The 16,112-nt window shown below is 53.3% G+C and carries 17 protein-coding genes, 5 tRNA genes and 1 other RNA gene; 20 read left to right on the top strand and 3 right to left on the bottom strand.

Features of this window, described 5'->3' with window-relative positions; translation table 11 throughout:
* Positions 1–76: 76 nt before the first annotated feature.
* The 19 genes from cydA (at position 77) to pnuC (ending at position 12,282) form a co-directional block, all read left to right on the top strand.
* Positions 77–1,645 carry a cytochrome ubiquinol oxidase subunit I gene (cydA, locus tag N7922_RS17205; RefSeq protein ID WP_263100938.1) on the top strand — a complete coding sequence of 523 codons (1,569 nt, stop codon included), beginning with the start codon at positions 77–79 and terminating at the stop codon, positions 1,643–1,645.
* A gap of 15 nt (positions 1,646–1,660) precedes the next feature.
* Positions 1,661–2,800: a cytochrome d ubiquinol oxidase subunit II gene (cydB, locus tag N7922_RS17200; protein ID WP_263097480.1), complete on the top strand. Its 1,140-nt coding sequence runs from the start codon at positions 1,661–1,663 to the stop codon at positions 2,798–2,800.
* A 14-nt stretch (positions 2,801–2,814) separates the two neighbouring features.
* The gene (gene cydX / locus N7922_RS17195) at positions 2,815–2,928 is read left to right on the top strand and encodes a cytochrome bd-I oxidase subunit CydX (protein WP_004100325.1); all 114 of its coding nucleotides are present in this window, start codon (positions 2,815–2,817) and stop codon (positions 2,926–2,928) included.
* Positions 2,928–3,221, top strand: a complete 294-nt coding sequence (ybgE, locus tag N7922_RS17190) for a cyd operon protein YbgE (protein ID WP_263097479.1) — start codon at positions 2,928–2,930, stop codon at positions 3,219–3,221. The genes cydX and ybgE overlap by 1 nt, the downstream gene beginning before the upstream one ends.
* A gap of 148 nt (positions 3,222–3,369) precedes the next feature.
* Positions 3,370–3,774: a tol-pal system-associated acyl-CoA thioesterase gene (gene ybgC / locus N7922_RS17185; protein WP_061494499.1), complete on the top strand. Its 405-nt coding sequence runs from the start codon at positions 3,370–3,372 to the stop codon at positions 3,772–3,774.
* Complete coding sequence (tolQ, locus tag N7922_RS17180; RefSeq protein WP_088237114.1) at positions 3,771–4,463, top strand: Tol-Pal system protein TolQ; 693 nt, start codon at positions 3,771–3,773, stop codon at positions 4,461–4,463. Before ybgC ends, tolQ begins: the two co-directional genes overlap by 4 nt.
* 3 nt (positions 4,464–4,466) lie before the next feature.
* The gene (gene tolR / locus N7922_RS17175; RefSeq protein WP_061494500.1) at positions 4,467–4,895 is read left to right on the top strand and encodes a colicin uptake protein TolR; all 429 of its coding nucleotides are present in this window, start codon (positions 4,467–4,469) and stop codon (positions 4,893–4,895) included.
* A gap of 39 nt (positions 4,896–4,934) precedes the next feature.
* Entirely contained in the window at positions 4,935–6,215 is a 1,281-nt protein-coding gene (gene tolA, locus N7922_RS17170) for a cell envelope integrity protein TolA (RefSeq protein WP_263097478.1), read from the top strand.
* A gap of 133 nt (positions 6,216–6,348) precedes the next feature.
* Positions 6,349–7,641: a Tol-Pal system beta propeller repeat protein TolB gene (gene tolB, locus N7922_RS17165; RefSeq protein ID WP_263100937.1), complete on the top strand. Its 1,293-nt coding sequence runs from the start codon at positions 6,349–6,351 to the stop codon at positions 7,639–7,641.
* Positions 7,642–7,675: 34 nt separating this feature from the next.
* Positions 7,676–8,188 (top strand): peptidoglycan-associated lipoprotein Pal, encoded by a 513-nt coding sequence (pal, locus tag N7922_RS17160; protein WP_061494503.1) that lies wholly within the window; start codon positions 7,676–7,678, stop codon positions 8,186–8,188.
* A 9-nt stretch (positions 8,189–8,197) separates the two neighbouring features.
* Positions 8,198–9,004: a cell division protein CpoB gene (gene cpoB, locus N7922_RS17155; RefSeq protein WP_263097477.1), complete on the top strand. Its 807-nt coding sequence runs from the start codon at positions 8,198–8,200 to the stop codon at positions 9,002–9,004.
* Between the two features lie 165 nt (positions 9,005–9,169).
* Positions 9,170–9,245, top strand: a tRNA-Lys gene (locus tag N7922_RS17150).
* Positions 9,246–9,372: 127 nt separating this feature from the next.
* Positions 9,373–9,448, top strand: a tRNA-Val gene (locus N7922_RS17145).
* A 3-nt stretch (positions 9,449–9,451) separates the two neighbouring features.
* Positions 9,452–9,527: transfer RNA gene (locus N7922_RS17140), tRNA-Lys, on the top strand.
* Between the two features lie 134 nt (positions 9,528–9,661).
* Positions 9,662–9,737 (top strand) — tRNA-Lys (locus N7922_RS17135).
* A gap of 145 nt (positions 9,738–9,882) precedes the next feature.
* A tRNA-Lys gene (locus N7922_RS17130) sits at positions 9,883–9,958 on the top strand.
* Positions 9,959–10,052: 94 nt separating this feature from the next.
* Positions 10,053–10,190: non-coding RNA, RtT sRNA (locus tag N7922_RS17125), on the top strand.
* Positions 10,191–10,476: 286 nt separating this feature from the next.
* Complete coding sequence (gene nadA, locus N7922_RS17120; protein WP_263100936.1) at positions 10,477–11,520, top strand: quinolinate synthase NadA; 1,044 nt, start codon at positions 10,477–10,479, stop codon at positions 11,518–11,520.
* Between the two features lie 42 nt (positions 11,521–11,562).
* Complete coding sequence (gene pnuC / locus N7922_RS17115; RefSeq protein WP_263097476.1) at positions 11,563–12,282, top strand: nicotinamide riboside transporter PnuC; 720 nt, start codon at positions 11,563–11,565, stop codon at positions 12,280–12,282.
* Here the strand turns inward: pnuC and zitB are convergent.
* The gene (gene zitB, locus N7922_RS17110) at positions 12,279–13,211 is read right to left on the bottom strand and encodes a CDF family zinc transporter ZitB (RefSeq protein WP_263097475.1); all 933 of its coding nucleotides are present in this window, start codon (positions 13,209–13,211) and stop codon (positions 12,279–12,281) included. The two genes, pnuC and zitB, sit on opposite strands and share 4 nt — an antisense overlap.
* Before the next feature lie 111 nt (positions 13,212–13,322).
* A complete protein-coding gene (locus N7922_RS17105) occupies positions 13,323–13,724 on the bottom strand; it encodes a YbgS-like family protein (protein WP_263100935.1) in 402 nt (133 codons plus the stop codon).
* Between the two features lie 318 nt (positions 13,725–14,042).
* Between N7922_RS17105 and aroG the strand changes: the two genes are divergently transcribed.
* Positions 14,043–15,095 (top strand): 3-deoxy-7-phosphoheptulonate synthase AroG, encoded by a 1,053-nt coding sequence (gene aroG, locus N7922_RS17100; RefSeq protein WP_263097474.1) that lies wholly within the window; start codon positions 14,043–14,045, stop codon positions 15,093–15,095.
* Positions 15,096–15,152: 57 nt separating this feature from the next.
* Here the strand turns inward: aroG and gpmA are convergent, their stop codons facing one another.
* The gene (gene gpmA, locus N7922_RS17095; protein ID WP_263097473.1) at positions 15,153–15,905 is read right to left on the bottom strand and encodes a 2,3-diphosphoglycerate-dependent phosphoglycerate mutase; all 753 of its coding nucleotides are present in this window, start codon (positions 15,903–15,905) and stop codon (positions 15,153–15,155) included.
* Positions 15,906–16,112 lie beyond the last annotated feature (207 nt).

Below are 16,112 nucleotides of genomic sequence, written 5' to 3'. Positions count from 1 at the left end.
TGTATTGGGGCATGCGTGTGGACCTCACCTTTGGGGTTTACTCTCGGAGTCTTCATGCGATGAGCAAGGAGTCATGATGTTAGATATAGTCGAACTGTCGCGCTTACAGTTTGCCTTGACCGCGATGTACCACTTCCTGTTTGTGCCACTGACGCTCGGTATGGCGTTTCTGCTGGCCATTATGGAAACGGTCTACGTCCTTTCCGGCAAACAGATTTATAAAGATATGACCAAGTTCTGGGGCAAGTTGTTTGGTATCAACTTTGCACTGGGCGTGGCAACCGGTCTGACTATGGAGTTCCAGTTCGGGACTAACTGGTCTTACTATTCTCACTATGTTGGGGATATCTTCGGTGCGCCGCTGGCCATTGAAGGTCTGATGGCCTTCTTCCTCGAATCCACATTTGTAGGTCTGTTCTTCTTCGGTTGGGATCGTCTGGGCAAAGTGCAGCATATGGCAGTGACCTGGCTGGTCGCACTGGGCTCCAACTTGTCCGCGCTGTGGATCCTGGTCGCCAACGGCTGGATGCAGAACCCTATCGCCTCTGATTTCAACTTTGAAACCATGCGTATGGAAATGGTGAGCTTTGCCGAACTGGTGCTTAACCCGGTTGCGCAGGTGAAATTTGTTCACACTGTGGCTTCGGGCTATACCTGCGGCGCCATCTTTATTCTGGGTATCAGCTCCTACTACCTGCTGCGTGGTCGCGACATCGCATTTGCTAAACGCTCCTTTGCTATCGCAGCCAGCTTCGGTATGGCGGCGGTGCTGTCCGTTATCGTACTGGGTGACGAATCCGGTTATGAAATGGGCGACGTGCAGAAAACCAAACTGGCCGCTATCGAAGCTGAATGGGAAACCCAGCCAGCGCCGGCAGCCTTTACGCTGTTTGGTATTCCTGACCAGGATAAGCAAGAAAACAAATTCGCTATCCAGATCCCTTACGCGCTGGGCATTATTGCCACCCGTTCGGTAGATACCCCGGTTATTGGTCTGAAAGACCTGATGGTGCAGCATGAAGAACGCATCCGTAACGGTATGAAAGCGTACCAGTTGCTGGAGCAACTGCGTGCCGGTTCAACCGATCAGGCTGTTCGCGACCAGTTCAATAACGTGAAGAAAGACCTCGGTTATGGTCTGCTGCTGAAACGCTATACCCCGAACGTGACTGACGCGACGGATGCGCAGATCCAGCAGGCAACCAAGGATTCTATCCCGCGTGTTGCGCCGCTCTATTTCGCCTTCCGCCTGATGGTGGCGTGTGGCGTGCTGATGCTGCTGATTATCGGTATCTCGTTCTGGACCGTGATTCGTAACCGCATCGGTGAGAAAAAATGGCTCCTGCGCGCCGCGCTGTACGGTATTCCGTTGCCGTGGATCGCCATTGAAGCAGGCTGGTTTGTGGCCGAGTATGGTCGTCAGCCATGGGCGATTGGTGAGGTTCTGCCGACCGCTGTCGCTAACTCGTCGTTAACCGTTGGCGATCTGCTGTTCTCAATGATTCTGATTTGCGGCCTCTATACGCTGTTTATGGTGGCGGAAGTGTTCCTGATGTTCAAATTTGCTCGCCTTGGGCCGAGCAGCCTGAAAACAGGTCGCTATCACTACGAGCAGTCCACCGTGGCTTCTCAGCCGGCACGCTAAGACAGGAGTCGTCAAATGATTGATTATGAAGTATTGCGTTTTATCTGGTGGCTGCTGGTTGGCATTCTGCTGATTGGTTTTGCGGTCACCGACGGCTTCGACATGGGCGTGGGGATGTTGACCCGCTTCCTGGGTCGTAGCGACACCGAACGCCGTGTGATGATTAACTCCATCGCACCGCACTGGGACGGCAACCAGGTATGGCTGATCACCGCAGGCGGCGCGCTGTTTGCCGCTTGGCCAATGGTTTACGCTGCGGCCTTCTCCGGTTTCTATGTGGCGATGATCCTTGTGCTGGCATCTTTGTTCTTCCGTCCGGTCGGTTTTGATTACCGTTCGAAGATTGAAGACAATCGCTGGCGCGGCATGTGGGACTGGGGCATTTTCATTGGTAGCTTCGTGCCGCCACTGGTGATTGGCGTGGCGTTTGGCAACCTGCTGCAGGGCGTGCCGTTCCACCTCGATAACGATATGCGTCTGTTCTATACCGGTAACTTCTTCCAGTTGCTGAACCCGTTTGGCCTGCTGGCTGGCGTGGTCAGCGTGGCGATGATTCTGACGCAGGGGGCAACCTATCTGCAAATGCGTACCGTGGGTGAGCTGCATCTGCGTGCCCGCGCAACGTCGCAGATTACCGCACTGGTTACGCTGGTTTGCTTCGCACTGGCTGGGGTTTGGGTGATTTACGGCATTGACGGTTATGTGGTGACGTCTGTTATCGATCACCATGCCGCCTCTAACCCGCTGAAAAAAGAAGTGGCGTTGCAGGCTGGCGCCTGGCTGACCAATTTTAAAGATGCGCCTGTGCTGTGGCTGGTGCCGGCACTGGGCGTTGTGCTGCCGCTGCTGACCGTGCTGACTGCGCGTCTGGATAAAGCCGCCTGGGCGTTTGTGTTCTCTTCACTGACGCTGGCATGCATCATCCTGACTGCAGGTATCGCGATGTTCCCGTTCATCATGCCGTCCAGCACGATGCTGAAAGCGAGCCTCACCATGTGGGATGCGACATCCACGCAGATGACGCTGAACCTGATGACCTATGTGGCGCTGGTGTTCGTGCCGATCATTCTGCTCTACACCACCTGGTGTTACTGGAAAATGTTCGGTCGTATTACCAAAGAACACATTGAAAGCAACACCCACTCTATGTACTAAGTAAGGAGCAGAATATGTGGTATTTCGCATGGATTTTAGGAACGCTTCTTGCCTGTGCTTTTGGAGTGATTACCGCGCTGGCGCTGGAACACGTTGAAGCGACCAAAGCCGGGAAAGAAGAACACTGATGGATAAAATTATCGCAAAACTGTATGCGGTAATGGATAAGGGCCCGCTTCGGGCCCTTTCCTTAGTGATGGCATTACTGCTGGCGGGCTGCATTTTTTGGGATCCTTCGCGATTCGCGGCCAAAACCAGCGAACTGGAAATCTGGCACGGGCTGCTGTTGATGTGGGCAGTGTGCGCCGGGGTGATCCACGGTGTGGGCTTTCGTCCACGCGCGATTCACTGGCAGGGGATTTTCTGCCCGCTGATTGCCGATCTGGTGTTGCTGGCTGGTTTAATTTTTTTCTTCTTTTGAATAAGAAATATCCGCTATCCTCATGGGCTTGCAAAAGCCCATAAATTTTTACTCTCCGTTTACTTGAACCCATTCCAAAGCACCTTCCCCGCGCGTATAGTAGCGAAGTTTAAAAGCTCTAACTTTTTTTGCATTACCGGGATGTAAAGTGAATACAACGCTGTTTCGATGGCCGGTTCGGGTCTATTACGAAGACACCGACGCCGGTGGCATGGTTTACCACGCCAGCTACGTTGCTTTTTATGAAAGAGCCCGCACTGAGATGCTGCGCCACCATCACTTTAGCCAACAGGCTCTGCTGGCTGAGCGCGTCGCCTTCGTGGTACGCAAAATGACGCTGGAGTATTTTGCACCCGCCAGACTCGACGACATGCTCGAAGTCCAAACGGAAGTTACATCAATGCGCGGCACCTCAATGGTTTTCGTGCAGCGGATCGTCAACGCAGAGAACAAAGTGCTGAACGAAGCTGAAGTGCTGATTGTCTGTGTTGATCCACTCTTAATGAAGCCTCGTGCGCTTCCCAAGTCTATTGTCGCGGAGTTTAAGCAGTGACTGACATGAACATCCTTGATTTGTTCCTGAAGGCTAGCCTTCTGGTCAAACTTATCATGTTGATTTTGATTGGTTTTTCAATCGCATCCTGGGCTATCATCATCCAGAGAACGCGCATCCTCAACGCAGCAGGGCGCGAAGCCGAAGCGTTCGAAGACAAGTTCTGGTCCGGTATTGAACTGTCTCGTCTTTATCAGGAAAGCCAGGGCCGTCGGGATAATCTGAGCGGTTCGGAACAAATCTTCTATAGCGGGTTCAAAGAGTTTGCTCGTTTGCACCGCGCTAACAGTCATGCGCCGGAGGCCATTGTCGAAGGCGCCTCGCGTGCGATGCGCATCTCAATGAACCGCGAGCTGGAAAATCTGGAAAACCACATTCCTTTCCTTGGCACCGTCGGTTCTATCAGTCCTTATATTGGTCTGTTCGGTACCGTGTGGGGGATCATGCATGCCTTTATCGCGCTGGGTGCGGTGAAACAGGCAACGTTGCAGATGGTTGCGCCGGGTATTGCCGAAGCATTGATCGCAACGGCTATCGGTCTGTTTGCGGCCATTCCGGCGGTTATGGCGTACAACCGCCTGAACCAGCGCGTGAACAAGCTGGAACTGAATTACGACAACTTTATGGAAGAGTTCACGGCTATTCTGCATCGCCAGGCATTTGCCAGCAGCGACAGCAACAAGGAGTAAGCCATGGCCAGATCGCGTGGACGGGGCAGTCGTGGCCTCAAGTCCGAAATCAACATTGTACCGTTGCTGGACGTGTTGCTGGTGCTGCTGCTGATCTTTATGGCGACGGCACCGATTATCACGCAAAGCGTTGAGGTCGATCTGCCGGATGCGACGCAGTCGCAGACTGTCAGCACCAACGATGATCCTCCGGTCATTATTGAGGTTTCCGGTGTCGGGCAATACAGCGTGGTGGTGGAGAAAGATCGTATGGATCAGCTACCGCCAGAGCAGGTGATTGCAGAGGCGCAGCGTCGCCTGCAATCCAATCCGAAAACCGTGTTCTTGATCGGCGGCGCCAAAGACGTGCCGTACGATGAAATCATTAAAGCGCTGAACCTGTTACATAGCGCGGGTGTTAAATCGGTCGGCTTGATGACGCAGCCTATCTGATCACCGGCATAACAGGCGGACAGTTTTTGGGAACCGAGAGTGTCAAAGGCAACCGTACAAAACGACAAGCTTAAGCGAGCGATAATCATTTCTGCCGTGCTACACGTTATTTTGGTGGCACTGCTGATCTGGAGTTCGTTCGATGAGCATATTGATGCTTCTGCGGGCGGCGGTGGCGGTTCAGCGATAGACGCGGTGATGGTCGATCCGGGCGCTGTTGTTGACAATTACAATCGCCAACAGCAGCAGCAAGCCAGCGCGCAACGAGCCAAAGAACAGCGTGAAAAACAGGCGCAACAGCAGGCGGAAGAGCTGCGTGAAAAGCAGGCCGCCGAGCAGGAGCATCTGAAACAGCTGGAGCAGGAGCGTTTGCAGGCGCAGGAAGCGGCGCGCGAACAGGCCGAACAGCAGAAACAGGCTGAGGACGCCGCGAAAAAAGCGCAACAGCAGCAGAAACAGGCTGAAGAAGCAGCGGCGAAAGCGGCTGCGGATGCGAAAGCGAAAGCTGACGCGCAGGCTAAAGCGGCGGAAGAAGCCGCGAAAAAAGCCGCTGCTGATGCACAGAAAAAAGCGGAAGCCGACGCGGCTAAAGCCGCTGCCGATGCACAGAAAAAAGCAGAAGCGGAAGCCGCGAAAGCTGCCGCCGATGCGAAGAAAAAGGCGGAGGCAGAGGCGGCGAAGAAAGCTCAGGCTGACGCTGAGAAGAAAGCGCAGGCTGAAGCAGCTAAACAGGCCGCGGCTGAAAAAGCAGCAGCAGAAAAAGCCGCTGCGGCAGAGAAGGCCGCTGCGGCAAAAGCGGCAGCCGCTGAAAAGGCCGCCGCTGAGAAGAAAGCCGCTGCCGCCGAAAAAGCTGCCGCTGATAAAAAAGCAGCAGCAGATAAGGCCGCCGCCGCCAAGAAAGCCGCCGCAGAGAAAGCGGCTGCAGCCGAAGGCGTTGACGATCTGTTTGGCGATTTAAGTTCCGGTAAGAATGCGCCGAAAACGGGTGGAGGCGCGAAAGGAAACACCGCGTCGCCAGCCGGTTCGGGTAACACTAAGAATAACGGCGCTTCCGGCGCGGATATCAGTAACTATGCAGGGCAGATTAAATCGGCGATAGAAAGCCGCTTCTATGATGCTTCCTCCTATGCGGGGAAAACCTGTACATTACGCGTCAAGCTGGCGCCTGATGGCATGCTGTTAGATATTCAGTCGGAAGGTGGCGATCCGGCGCTTTGCCAGGCTGCGCTTGCCGCAGCAAAACAGGCAAAAATGCCGAAGCCGCCAAGCCAGGCAGTGTACGAAGTGTTCAAAAATGCGCCGCTGGACTTCAAACCTTAAGGTACACTTTCCCTCGCAGCCTGCGAGGGGAAATCGTGCGAAGGGTGTCCTGACGCGGGTAGTTTTGTCTTATTGAGTTTGTTAAAATTCTGCTAAATTATCGCGGGTTTTCCGCCCGGATAAGGGAGATATGATGAAGCAGGCATTACGTGTTGCATTTGGTTTTCTGATGCTGTGGGCAGCGGTGCTGCATGCAGAAGTACGTATCGAGATCACCCAGGGGGTGGACTCGGCACGCCCGATTGGCGTTGTGCCATTCCAGTGGGCTGGCCCTGGCGCTGCGCCTGAAGATGCAGGCGGCATTGTTGCAGCAGATCTGCGCAACAGCGGCAAATTCAATCCACTCGATCGTTCCCGTCTGCCGCAGCAGCCGGGCAGCGCTCAGGAAGTTCAGCCTGCCGCATGGTCGGCGCTGGGCATCGATGCAGTGATCGTTGGTCAGGTAACCCCGAATCCTGACGGCAGCTACAACGTTGCTTATCAGCTGGTTGATACCGGTGGCGCACCGGGTACTGTGCTGGCGCAGAACTCCTTTAAAGTGAACAAACAGTGGTTGCGTTACGCGGCCCATGCCGCCAGTGACGAAGTGTTCGAAAAACTGACCGGTATTAAAGGCGCGTTCCGTACCCGTATCGCTTACGTGGTGCAAACCGCAAACAGCCAGTTCCCGTATGAGCTGCGCGTTTCCGACTACGATGGTTACAATCAGTTCTTGGTGCACAAGTCACCGCAGCCGCTGATGTCTCCTGCATGGTCTCCGGACGGCTCTAAACTGGCTTACGTTACCTTCGAAAGCGGTCGTTCCGCGCTGGTTATCCAGACTCTGGCGAATGCCAGCATCCGTCAGGTTGCGTCATTCCCGCGTCATAACGGTGCGCCTGCATTCTCTCCGGACGGTTCTAAGCTGGCGTTTGCGCTCTCTAAAAGCGGTAGCCTGAATATCTATGTGATGGACATCGGTTCTGGCCAGATTCGCCAGGTAACGGATGGCCGCAGCAACAACACTGAACCAACCTGGTTCCCGGATAGCCAGAACCTGGCCTTTACGTCTGACCAGGCTGGTCGCCCGCAGGTGTATAAAGTGAGTGTTAACGGTGGTGGCGCGCAGCGTATTTCCTGGCAGGGTTCTCAGAACCAGGATTCTGACGTCAGCAGCGACGGTAAATTTATGGTGATGGTGAGCTCCGAAGGTGGTCAGCAACACATCGCTAAGCAGGATCTGGTAACGGGTGGCGTACAAGTTCTGTCGTCAACGTTCCTGGACGAAACGCCAAGTCTGGCACCAAACGGCACAATGGTAATCTACAGCTCTTCTCAGGGGATGGGATCCGTGCTGAATCTGGTTTCTACAGATGGGCGTTTCAAAGCGCGTCTTCCGGCAACTGATGGACAGGTAAAATTCCCTGCCTGGTCGCCGTATCTGTGATAATAAATAGTTGATTATAAAAGGAATCAAGGAAATGCAACTGAACAAAGTGCTGAAAGGCCTGATGCTGGCTCTGCCTGTTATGGCAATCGCTGCATGTTCTTCTCACAAGAATGCAAGCGACCAGAGCGGCGAAGGCATGATGGGTGCTGGCACTGGCATGAACGGTAACGGCAACATGTCCTCCGAAGAACAAGCTCGTCTGCAGATGCAACAGCTGCAGCAGAACAACATTGTTTACTTCGATCTGGACAAGTATGACATCCGTTCTGACTTCGCTGCGATGCTGGACGCACACGCAAACTTCCTGCGTAGCAACCCGTCCTACAAAGTCACCGTAGAAGGTCATGCTGACGAACGTGGTACTCCGGAATACAACATCTCCCTGGGCGAACGTCGTGCTAACGCCGTTAAAATGTACCTGCAGGGTAAAGGCGTTTCCGCTGACCAGATCTCCATCGTTTCTTACGGTAAAGAAAAACCTGCAGTACTGGGTCACGACGAAGCGGCTTACGCTAAAAACCGTCGCGCCGTACTGGTTTACTAAGAGAATTGCATGAGCAGTAACTTCAGACATCATCTGTTGAGTCTGTCGTTACTGGTTGGCATAGCGGCCCCCTGGGCCGCTAATGCTCAGGCGCCAATCAGTAGTGTCGGCTCAGGCTCGGTCGAAGACCGTGTCACTCAACTCGAGCGTATTTCCAATGCTCACAGTCAGCTTTTAACCCAACTTCAGCAACAACTCTCTGATAACCAGGCCGATATTGACACGCTTCGTGGGCAAATCCAGGAAAGCCAGTATCAGCTGAATCAGGTTGTTGAGCAGCAGAAGCAAATCCTGTTGCAAATGAACAATCTTGGTAGCGGTGCTGCTGCGGGTCAGACGCAGCAAGCTTCTGGCGATCAGGGTGGTTCCGCTCAGGCTCCAGCGGCGGATAGCGGCGCAGCAAATACGGGGGCGGCCAGTTCTGGCGCACCGGTACAGAGCGGCGACGCCAATACCGATTACAATGCTGCGATTGCGTTGGTGCAGGATAAATCCCGCCAGGACGATGCCCTCGCTGCTTTCCAGAATTTCGTCAAAAAATACCCGGATTCAACCTATATCCCGAATGCCAACTATTGGCTCGGTCAGTTGAATTACAACAAGGGTAAAAAAGACGACGCTGCTTACTACTTCGCCTCTGTGGTGAAGAACTATCCTAAGTCGCCGAAAGCGCCCGATGCGATGTTTAAAGTCGGCGTGATCATGCAGGACAAAGGGGACAGCGCAAAAGCGAAAGCGGTTTACCAGCAGGTGGTCAGTAAATACCCTGGTACCGATGGCGCCAAACAAGCGCAAAAACGCCTTGGTTCGATGTAATGCATAGCGCATGACCAGAAATCGTGTTTTTTCTGGTCTTGTCGCCTGAATCATAAGCAGTTAAGTGATTTACATCGAAATTGTTGTTGCGCTGAATTCTTAAATCAGTAATATATGCCGCCGTTGCCACGGGATATCACATAAACCGGAAGCAATGCAAAAGTTGGGTCGTTAGCTCAGTTGGTAGAGCAGTTGACTTTTAATCAATTGGTCGCAGGTTCGAATCCTGCACGACCCACCAACTTTTGAACAGTAGTGGTAATGCAGAAGGTAAAGGACAACGTTGCGTAGCGACGCCCCGAAAGACGAAGCGAAAGCTGAATCATCCTGTAAGACCCACCACTTAAAGCAGTATCCAGCGTAGTATCGGGTGATTAGCTCAGCTGGGAGAGCACCTCCCTTACAAGGAGGGGGTCGGCGGTTCGATCCCGTCATCACCCACCACTCGGGTCGTTAGCTCAGTTGGTAGAGCAGTTGACTTTTAATCAATTGGTCGCAGGTTCGAATCCTGCACGACCCACCAATTTAACGTCCTGTGATGACGTTAAACGTGAAGGATAGCGTTGCTTCAGCAACAAGCCTGTAGGCACTCATCCAGCGCGACCCACCACGTAATGTGGGCCAAAGTAAAATTATCTTCGAAGTCACTATCCGTATGGGTCGTTAGCTCAGTTGGTAGAGCAGTTGACTTTTAATCAATTGGTCGCAGGTTCGAATCCTGCACGACCCACCAATTTTAAAGATCGGTGAGAGGGTAGAACGTGAAGGATAACGTTGCGTGAGCAACGGCCCGTAGGGCGAGGCGAAGCCGAGTCATCCTGCACGACCCACCAATTTTAATGACTGGTGATGGTTAACTTCGAAGAACAATCCCGTAAGGGTCGTTAGCTCAGTTGGTAGAGCAGTTGACTTTTAATCAATTGGTCGCAGGTTCGAATCCTGCACGACCCACCAATGTAAAAAAGCGCCCTAAAGGCGCTTTTTTGCTTTCTGCGATTCTGAAAGATTCGACAAAATTGTCGGGAATAATTTTGAACAACGCCAGGCGTTGGCCCGCAGGGCGAGTCTCAGGATGAGACGAGTATACCTGCAGCAGGTTCGGGTCTCACGAAGTGAGACAACGGAGCCGCTTGCGGCGACGGCCCGAAGGGCGAGGCGAAGCCGAGTCATCCTGCACGACCCACCAATGTAAAAATGGCGCTGGCGGCGCTTTTTTGCTTTCTGTTTTCCGCAAAAGCTATTATCCGGATAATGTGCAACCACCCTCCACCAGGAATGCTTGCTGTGCTTAGCACTTCTACAGGCTACGGGCGCATCTGCCTGATGATAACTGCATACTGTTGAAAATTCCCCACGACATTTTTTGCGTAATCGGCTATCTTGTTTAGTATACAAAACACGCGTGGCGCGATGACGCCATTATGAACCGTTGTTCTGGTTATTTAGTTAAGCAAGCAAAACGAGTAAGCATGATGAGCGTAATGTTCGATCCCGAAGCTGCAATCTATCCTTTCCCTCCCAAACCCGCGCCGTTGCGTCAGGATGAAAAAGCGTTTTACCGCGAAAAAATCAAACGTCTGCTAAAAGAGCGTAACGCGGTGATGGTGGCTCACTACTATACCGATCCGGAAATCCAGCAACTGGCTGAAGAGACCGGCGGCTGTATTTCAGACTCTCTGGAAATGGCGCGCTTTGGTGCGAAGCATCCGGCTTCAACGCTGTTAGTGGCGGGCGTGCGTTTTATGGGCGAAACCGCCAAAATTCTCAGTCCGGAAAAAACCATCCTGATGCCGACGCTCAATGCTGAGTGTTCGCTGGATCTGGGGTGTCCGATTGATGAATTCACCGCCTTTTGCGATGCGCATCCCGATCGCACCGTGGTGGTCTATGCCAATACCTCAGCGGCGGTAAAAGCCCGCGCCGACTGGGTGGTGACTTCCAGCATTGCAGTTGAGCTGATTGAGCACCTCGACAGTCTCGGTGAAAAGATTATCTGGGCACCGGATCGTCATCTGGGAAGCTACGTGCAGAAACAAACGGGCGCAGATGTGCTGTGTTGGCAGGGTGCATGTATTGTGCATGACGAGTTCAAAACCCAGGCGCTGATGCGGATGAAAGCGTTGTACCCGGACGCCGCTATTCTCGTGCACCCGGAATCTCCGCAATCGGTAGTTAACCTGGCCGATGCGGTAGGATCGACCAGCCAGTTGATTAATGCCGCTAAAACGCTGCCGCATCAGCAACTGATCGTCGCCACTGACCGCGGTATTTTTTACAAAATGCAGCAGGCCGTGCCGGAGAAAGAGTTACTCGAAGCGCCAACGGCCGGGGAGGGGGCGACCTGCCGGAGCTGCGCGCATTGCCCGTGGATGGCGATGAACGGCCTGAAAGCGATTGCGGAAGGGCTGGAAAACGGCGGTGCAGCGCACGAGATCCACGTTGATGCCGCCTTGCGGGAAGGCGCACTGCTACCACTTAACCGCATGCTTGATTTTGCAGCTACACTACGTTCTTAAAATGAATGATGGTCACGCGTAGTATTACGCTCTGGGGAAAGAATGGATTTTTTTAGTACACAGAATATCCTGGTGCATATTCCGATTGGCGCCGGTGGGTACGATCTCTCATGGATTGAAGCGACAGGAACGCTGGCGGGCTTGCTGTGCATCTGGCTGGCAAGCCTGGAGAAAATCAGTAATTACGCCTTCGGGCTTATCAACGTAACGTTGTTCGCCATCATCTTCTTCCAGATCCAACTCTATGCCAGTCTGCTGCTGCAGCTCTTTTTCTTTGCTGCAAACATCTACGGCTGGTACGCCTGGTCACGGCAGACATCGCAAAACGAAGCGGCGCTGCAAATCCGCTGGCTGCCCTTATCAAAAGCAATCACCTGGCTGGCGATCTGCGTGCTGGCCATCGGGTTAATGACATTTTTTATCGACCCGGTATTTGCCGTGCTGACAAAAATTGCGGTGGCTGCGATGCAAACCGTGGGGATTAACGTCGCAATGCCAACGCTACAACCGGATGCGTTCCCGTTCTGGGACTCCTGCATGATGGTGCTTTCCATTGTGGCGATGATCCTGATGACCCGCAAATACGTCGAAAACTGGCTGCTATGGGTCATTATCAACGTGATTAGCGTGGTGATTTTCGCGCTGCAAGGCGTATGGGCCATGTCGCTGGAGTATATGCTGCTGACCTTTATCGCGCTTAATGGCAGCCGGATGTGGATTAACAGCGCGCGTGAGCGCGGGTCTCACGCGTTTTCTCACTAATGGTGGTGTGAAGGGTGTGGGTCAGGCTGCGTCTCGCCCAGATGGCAGTCTGGCCCGTTACAGGGCTGGTACTCCATCTGTATCGTCACATGTTCAATAGCATAATGATGCATCAGGAAATGCTGGATATCGCCGAGCAGTTTGTCATGATCGCGCGGTGGGATAACCTGCACATGCAGGGTCATCAGCGGTTTTTCTCCGACCAGCCAGACATGAACATGATGAACATCGCGCACTTCCGGAATAGCCCGGTGCAGGTGGCGTTTGAGCGCACCAATATCCAGCGAGCCAGGCGCGCCTTCCAGTAACTCATTGACGCTCTCTTTCAGCAGCCGCCATGCGCTGCGCAGCACCAGTAATGAAACCAGCACTGACAAGATCGGATCGATCGGCGTCCAGTTGGTGAACAGAATAATCAACGCAGCGATGATTGCGCCAACGGAGCCGAGCAAATCGCCCAGCACGTGCAGCGCGGCGGCGCGAACATTGAGGTTCTTCTCCTCGCTTCCACGATGCAGTAACCAGAACGCCAGCACATTTGCCAGCAGACCGGCAATGGCGATCACCATCATGGTTGCCCCTGCAACAGGCTGCGGATGTGAAAAGCGCTGAAACGCTTCCCAGACAATCAGGACGGTGATGAGCACCAGCGCAAGCGCGTTGACGAAAGCGGCCAGCGTGGTGAGACGTAGCCAACCAAAGGTACGTTTTGTGCTGGGTGGCTGGCGGGCGAAATGCACAGCCAGCAGAGCAAAAAGCAGGGCCGCAGCGTCGGTCAGCATATGACCCGCGTCGGCGAGCAGCGCCAGCGAGCCTGAAAAAAGACCGCCAGCAACCTCAATCAGCATAAAAACAGCGGTTACGCCAAAGGCCAGCGATAAGCGGCGGACATTGGCATCCGCCGGAGCGTGCGAGTGTGAATGCGCCATGGTTGTGATCCGTCTCCTTGTTATTCTTAGCGACTTACATCATTGCAGATTTTTGCGCGGTGGCGATAAAAAAGGAGAGCCTAAGCTCTCCTTTTTTTACCCCTTCACGCGTTACTGCGTGGTGCCGTCCGTTTTGGTATTGACGTCATTATTGGTGCCGTTACCGGTTTCAACTTTTTTGTTGATGTCCGGACAGCGACCATCTTTACACATAGAGTTTTTATGCACCTCGTCTTTGCTCATATGTTGAGTCGACGAGGTGCTGCCGTTGGGATGCAGCATCGTGCCGCTGTTGCTGTTGCTATCGCCGGTATTAATTTTGCTGCTATCGGATTCCTTCGGTACAAGGTTCTGGTGCGCATCCGGCGCTGGCTGACCTGCTGCGGCTGCGGCATTCGCCTGCCCGTTACTGCTGTCTGTGGTTCCTGAAGTCGTATCCGCAGCCCAGGCGGCACCGCCTGACAGGGCCAATGTCGTGGTGAGGAAAAGCGTCGCTAATTTATTCATTTTCATCATGATGCTCCTGTTCTGGTCGTTTTTACCATGCCGTAAGGCGGTAAAAGCAGCGCGAACGAGTTATCACGCTCAGTGGTTGAACATACCAATGCTTACCGTTACGGCAGCATGGAATAGCGATAAAATGCAAAAATAAAGTGTTTACCGTTAAAAAGTGTAGCCCCGATGTAGAGGCTCGCTACTTTCTGACGTCTTTTTGCGCGATTCCAGGAATTATCCGTCCGAAGTGTAAAATCACGTTTACACTTCATGGCTGACGAGATAGATTGGAAAGATTGCATTCATTACAAAAAGTATGGCGACACTGGAAAGATCATGAATTATCAGAACGACGATTTACGCATCAAAGAGATCAATGAGTTATTACCCCCTGTAGCACTCCTTGAAAAATTCCCCGCCACTGAAAAGGCTGCAAACACGGTTTCGCATGCCCGCAAAGCGATCCACAAAATCCTGCGGGGTAATGATGATCGTCTGCTGGTGGTGATTGGCCCGTGTTCGATTCATGATCCTGTCGCCGCGAAGGAGTACGCCTCACGTTTGCTGGCGCTGCGTGAAGAGCTGAAGGGCGAGCTGGAAGTGGTCATGCGTGTTTATTTTGAAAAACCACGCACCACCGTCGGCTGGAAAGGGCTGATTAACGATCCGCATATGGATAACAGTTTCCAGATCAACGACGGCCTGCGAATTGCCCGTAAGTTACTGTTGGAAATCAACGATGCTGGTTTGCCGGCGGCAGGGGAGTTTCTGGATATGATCACGCCGCAATACATGGCGGATCTGATGAGCTGGGGGGCGATTGGTGCACGTACGACGGAATCGCAGGTGCACCGTGAACTGGCCTCAGGTCTCTCCTGCCCGGTGGGTTTTAAAAACGGCACCGACGGCACCATCAAAGTGGCGATCGACGCGATCAATGCCGCCAGCGCGCCGCACTGCTTCTTATCTGTGACCAAATGGGGTCACTCCGCCATTGTGAATACGGCCGGTAACAACGACTGCCACATTATTCTGCGCGGCGGCAAAGAGCCGAATTACAGTGCAAAACATGTTGCTGAGGTGAAAACAGGCCTTGGTAAAGCGGGTCTGGAACCGCAGGTGATGATTGACTTCAGCCATGCCAATTCCAGCAAACAGTTTAAAAAGCAGATGGACGTAGGCACTGACGTTTGTCAGCAAATCGCCGGTGGGGAAAAATCCATCATCGGTGTGATGATTGAAAGTCACCTGGTGGAAGGCAATCAGAGTCTGGAGAGCGGCGAGCCGCTGGTGTACGGTAAAAGCATTACCGATGCGTGTATTGGCTGGGAAGATACCGATGCGCTTCTGCGCCAGTTAGCGGATGCCGTGAAAGCGCGCCGTCGCTAATCATTGAGCCAATAAAAAAGCGTGGATCTCTCCACGCTTTTTTTTATGGCTGAAAACTTACTTCGCTTTACCCTGATTGGCCACAGCGGCAGCTTTCGCGGCGATCTCATCCGCGTTGCCCAGATAGTAGTGTTTCAGCGGTTTGAAGTTTTCATCAAACTCATACACCAGCGGTACGCCGGTCGGGATGTTCAGTTCGAGGATCTCTTCTTCGCTCATGTTGTCCAGGTATTTCACCAGCGCGCGCAGGGAGTTGCCGTGAGCGGCGATGATCACACGCTCACCGCTTTTCAGACGCGGCAGGATGGTTTCGTTCCAGTACGGGATCACGCGATCGATGGTCAGCGCCAGGCTTTCGGTCTGCGGCAGTTCTGCATCGGTCAGTTTCGCATAACGCGGATCGTGGCCCGGGAAACGCTCATCATCTTTGGTCAGCGCAGGCGGGGTAACGGCAAAACCGCGACGCCACTGTTTGACCTGATCGTCACCGTATTTTTCAGCGGTTTCTGCTTTGTTCAGACCTTGCAGCGCACCGTAGTGACGTTCGTTCAGTTTCCAGCTTTTCTCTACCGGCAACCATGCCTGATCCAGTTCGTCCAGAACGTTCCAGAGCGTATGGATGGCACGTTTCAGCACAGAGGTATAAGCAAAATCGAAGGTGTAGCCTTCTTCTTTCAGCAGCTTGCCTGCTGCTTTCGCTTCGCCAACGCCTTTCTCTGACAGATCGACATCGTACCAACCGGTGAAGCGGTTTTCGTTGTTCCACTGGCTTTCGCCGTGACGAACCAGAACCAGCTTAGTAACAGCCATACACTTACTCCTGTGAGCCTGATTGAATGATAACAATTCTCATTATATTGCCGGGGCGAGACCCACGGCAACGATTACCCTTAACCATAGCGAAAATAGCCGCTCAGTGTAAGGTGCTTGTGAATCAGGGGTTGCGATTTTGTCGATAAGTGGCGTTTATTTCAGCAAGATGATGAAAAAAAAGCCCTCCATCGGGAGGGCGGGGGA

The sequence above is a fragment of the Kosakonia sp. ML.JS2a genome, from assembly GCF_025642095.1.
In the GTDB taxonomy this organism is placed as follows: domain Bacteria; phylum Pseudomonadota; class Gammaproteobacteria; order Enterobacterales; family Enterobacteriaceae.
This window is presented reverse-complemented; position numbering and strand designations above follow the sequence as displayed.

Bases quoted from the DNA above. Each gene is read 5' to 3' on its own strand.
- cydA (WP_263100938.1), top strand. From the start codon at position 77: ATGTTAGATATAGTCGAACTGTCGCGCTTACAGTTTGCCTTGACCGCG.
- cydB (WP_263097480.1), top strand. From the start codon at position 1,661: ATGATTGATTATGAAGTATTGCGTTTTATCTGGTGGCTGCTGGTTGGC.
- cydX (WP_004100325.1), top strand. From the start codon at position 2,815: ATGTGGTATTTCGCATGGATTTTAGGAACGCTTCTTGCCTGTGCTTTT.
- ybgE (WP_263097479.1), top strand. From the start codon at position 2,928: ATGGATAAAATTATCGCAAAACTGTATGCGGTAATGGATAAGGGCCCG.
- tolR (WP_061494500.1), top strand. From the start codon at position 4,467: ATGGCCAGATCGCGTGGACGGGGCAGTCGTGGCCTCAAGTCCGAAATC.
- tolB (WP_263100937.1), top strand. From the start codon at position 6,349: ATGAAGCAGGCATTACGTGTTGCATTTGGTTTTCTGATGCTGTGGGCA.
- pal (WP_061494503.1), top strand. From the start codon at position 7,676: ATGCAACTGAACAAAGTGCTGAAAGGCCTGATGCTGGCTCTGCCTGTT.
- cpoB (WP_263097477.1), top strand. From the start codon at position 8,198: ATGAGCAGTAACTTCAGACATCATCTGTTGAGTCTGTCGTTACTGGTT.
- nadA (WP_263100936.1), top strand. From the start codon at position 10,477: ATGAGCGTAATGTTCGATCCCGAAGCTGCAATCTATCCTTTCCCTCCC.
- pnuC (WP_263097476.1), top strand. From the start codon at position 11,563: ATGGATTTTTTTAGTACACAGAATATCCTGGTGCATATTCCGATTGGC.
- zitB (WP_263097475.1), bottom strand. From the start codon at position 13,211: ATGGCGCATTCACACTCGCACGCTCCGGCGGATGCCAATGTCCGCCGC.
- N7922_RS17105 (WP_263100935.1), bottom strand. From the start codon at position 13,724: ATGAAAATGAATAAATTAGCGACGCTTTTCCTCACCACGACATTGGCC.
- aroG (WP_263097474.1), top strand. From the start codon at position 14,043: ATGAATTATCAGAACGACGATTTACGCATCAAAGAGATCAATGAGTTA.
- gpmA (WP_263097473.1), bottom strand. From the start codon at position 15,905: ATGGCTGTTACTAAGCTGGTTCTGGTTCGTCACGGCGAAAGCCAGTGG.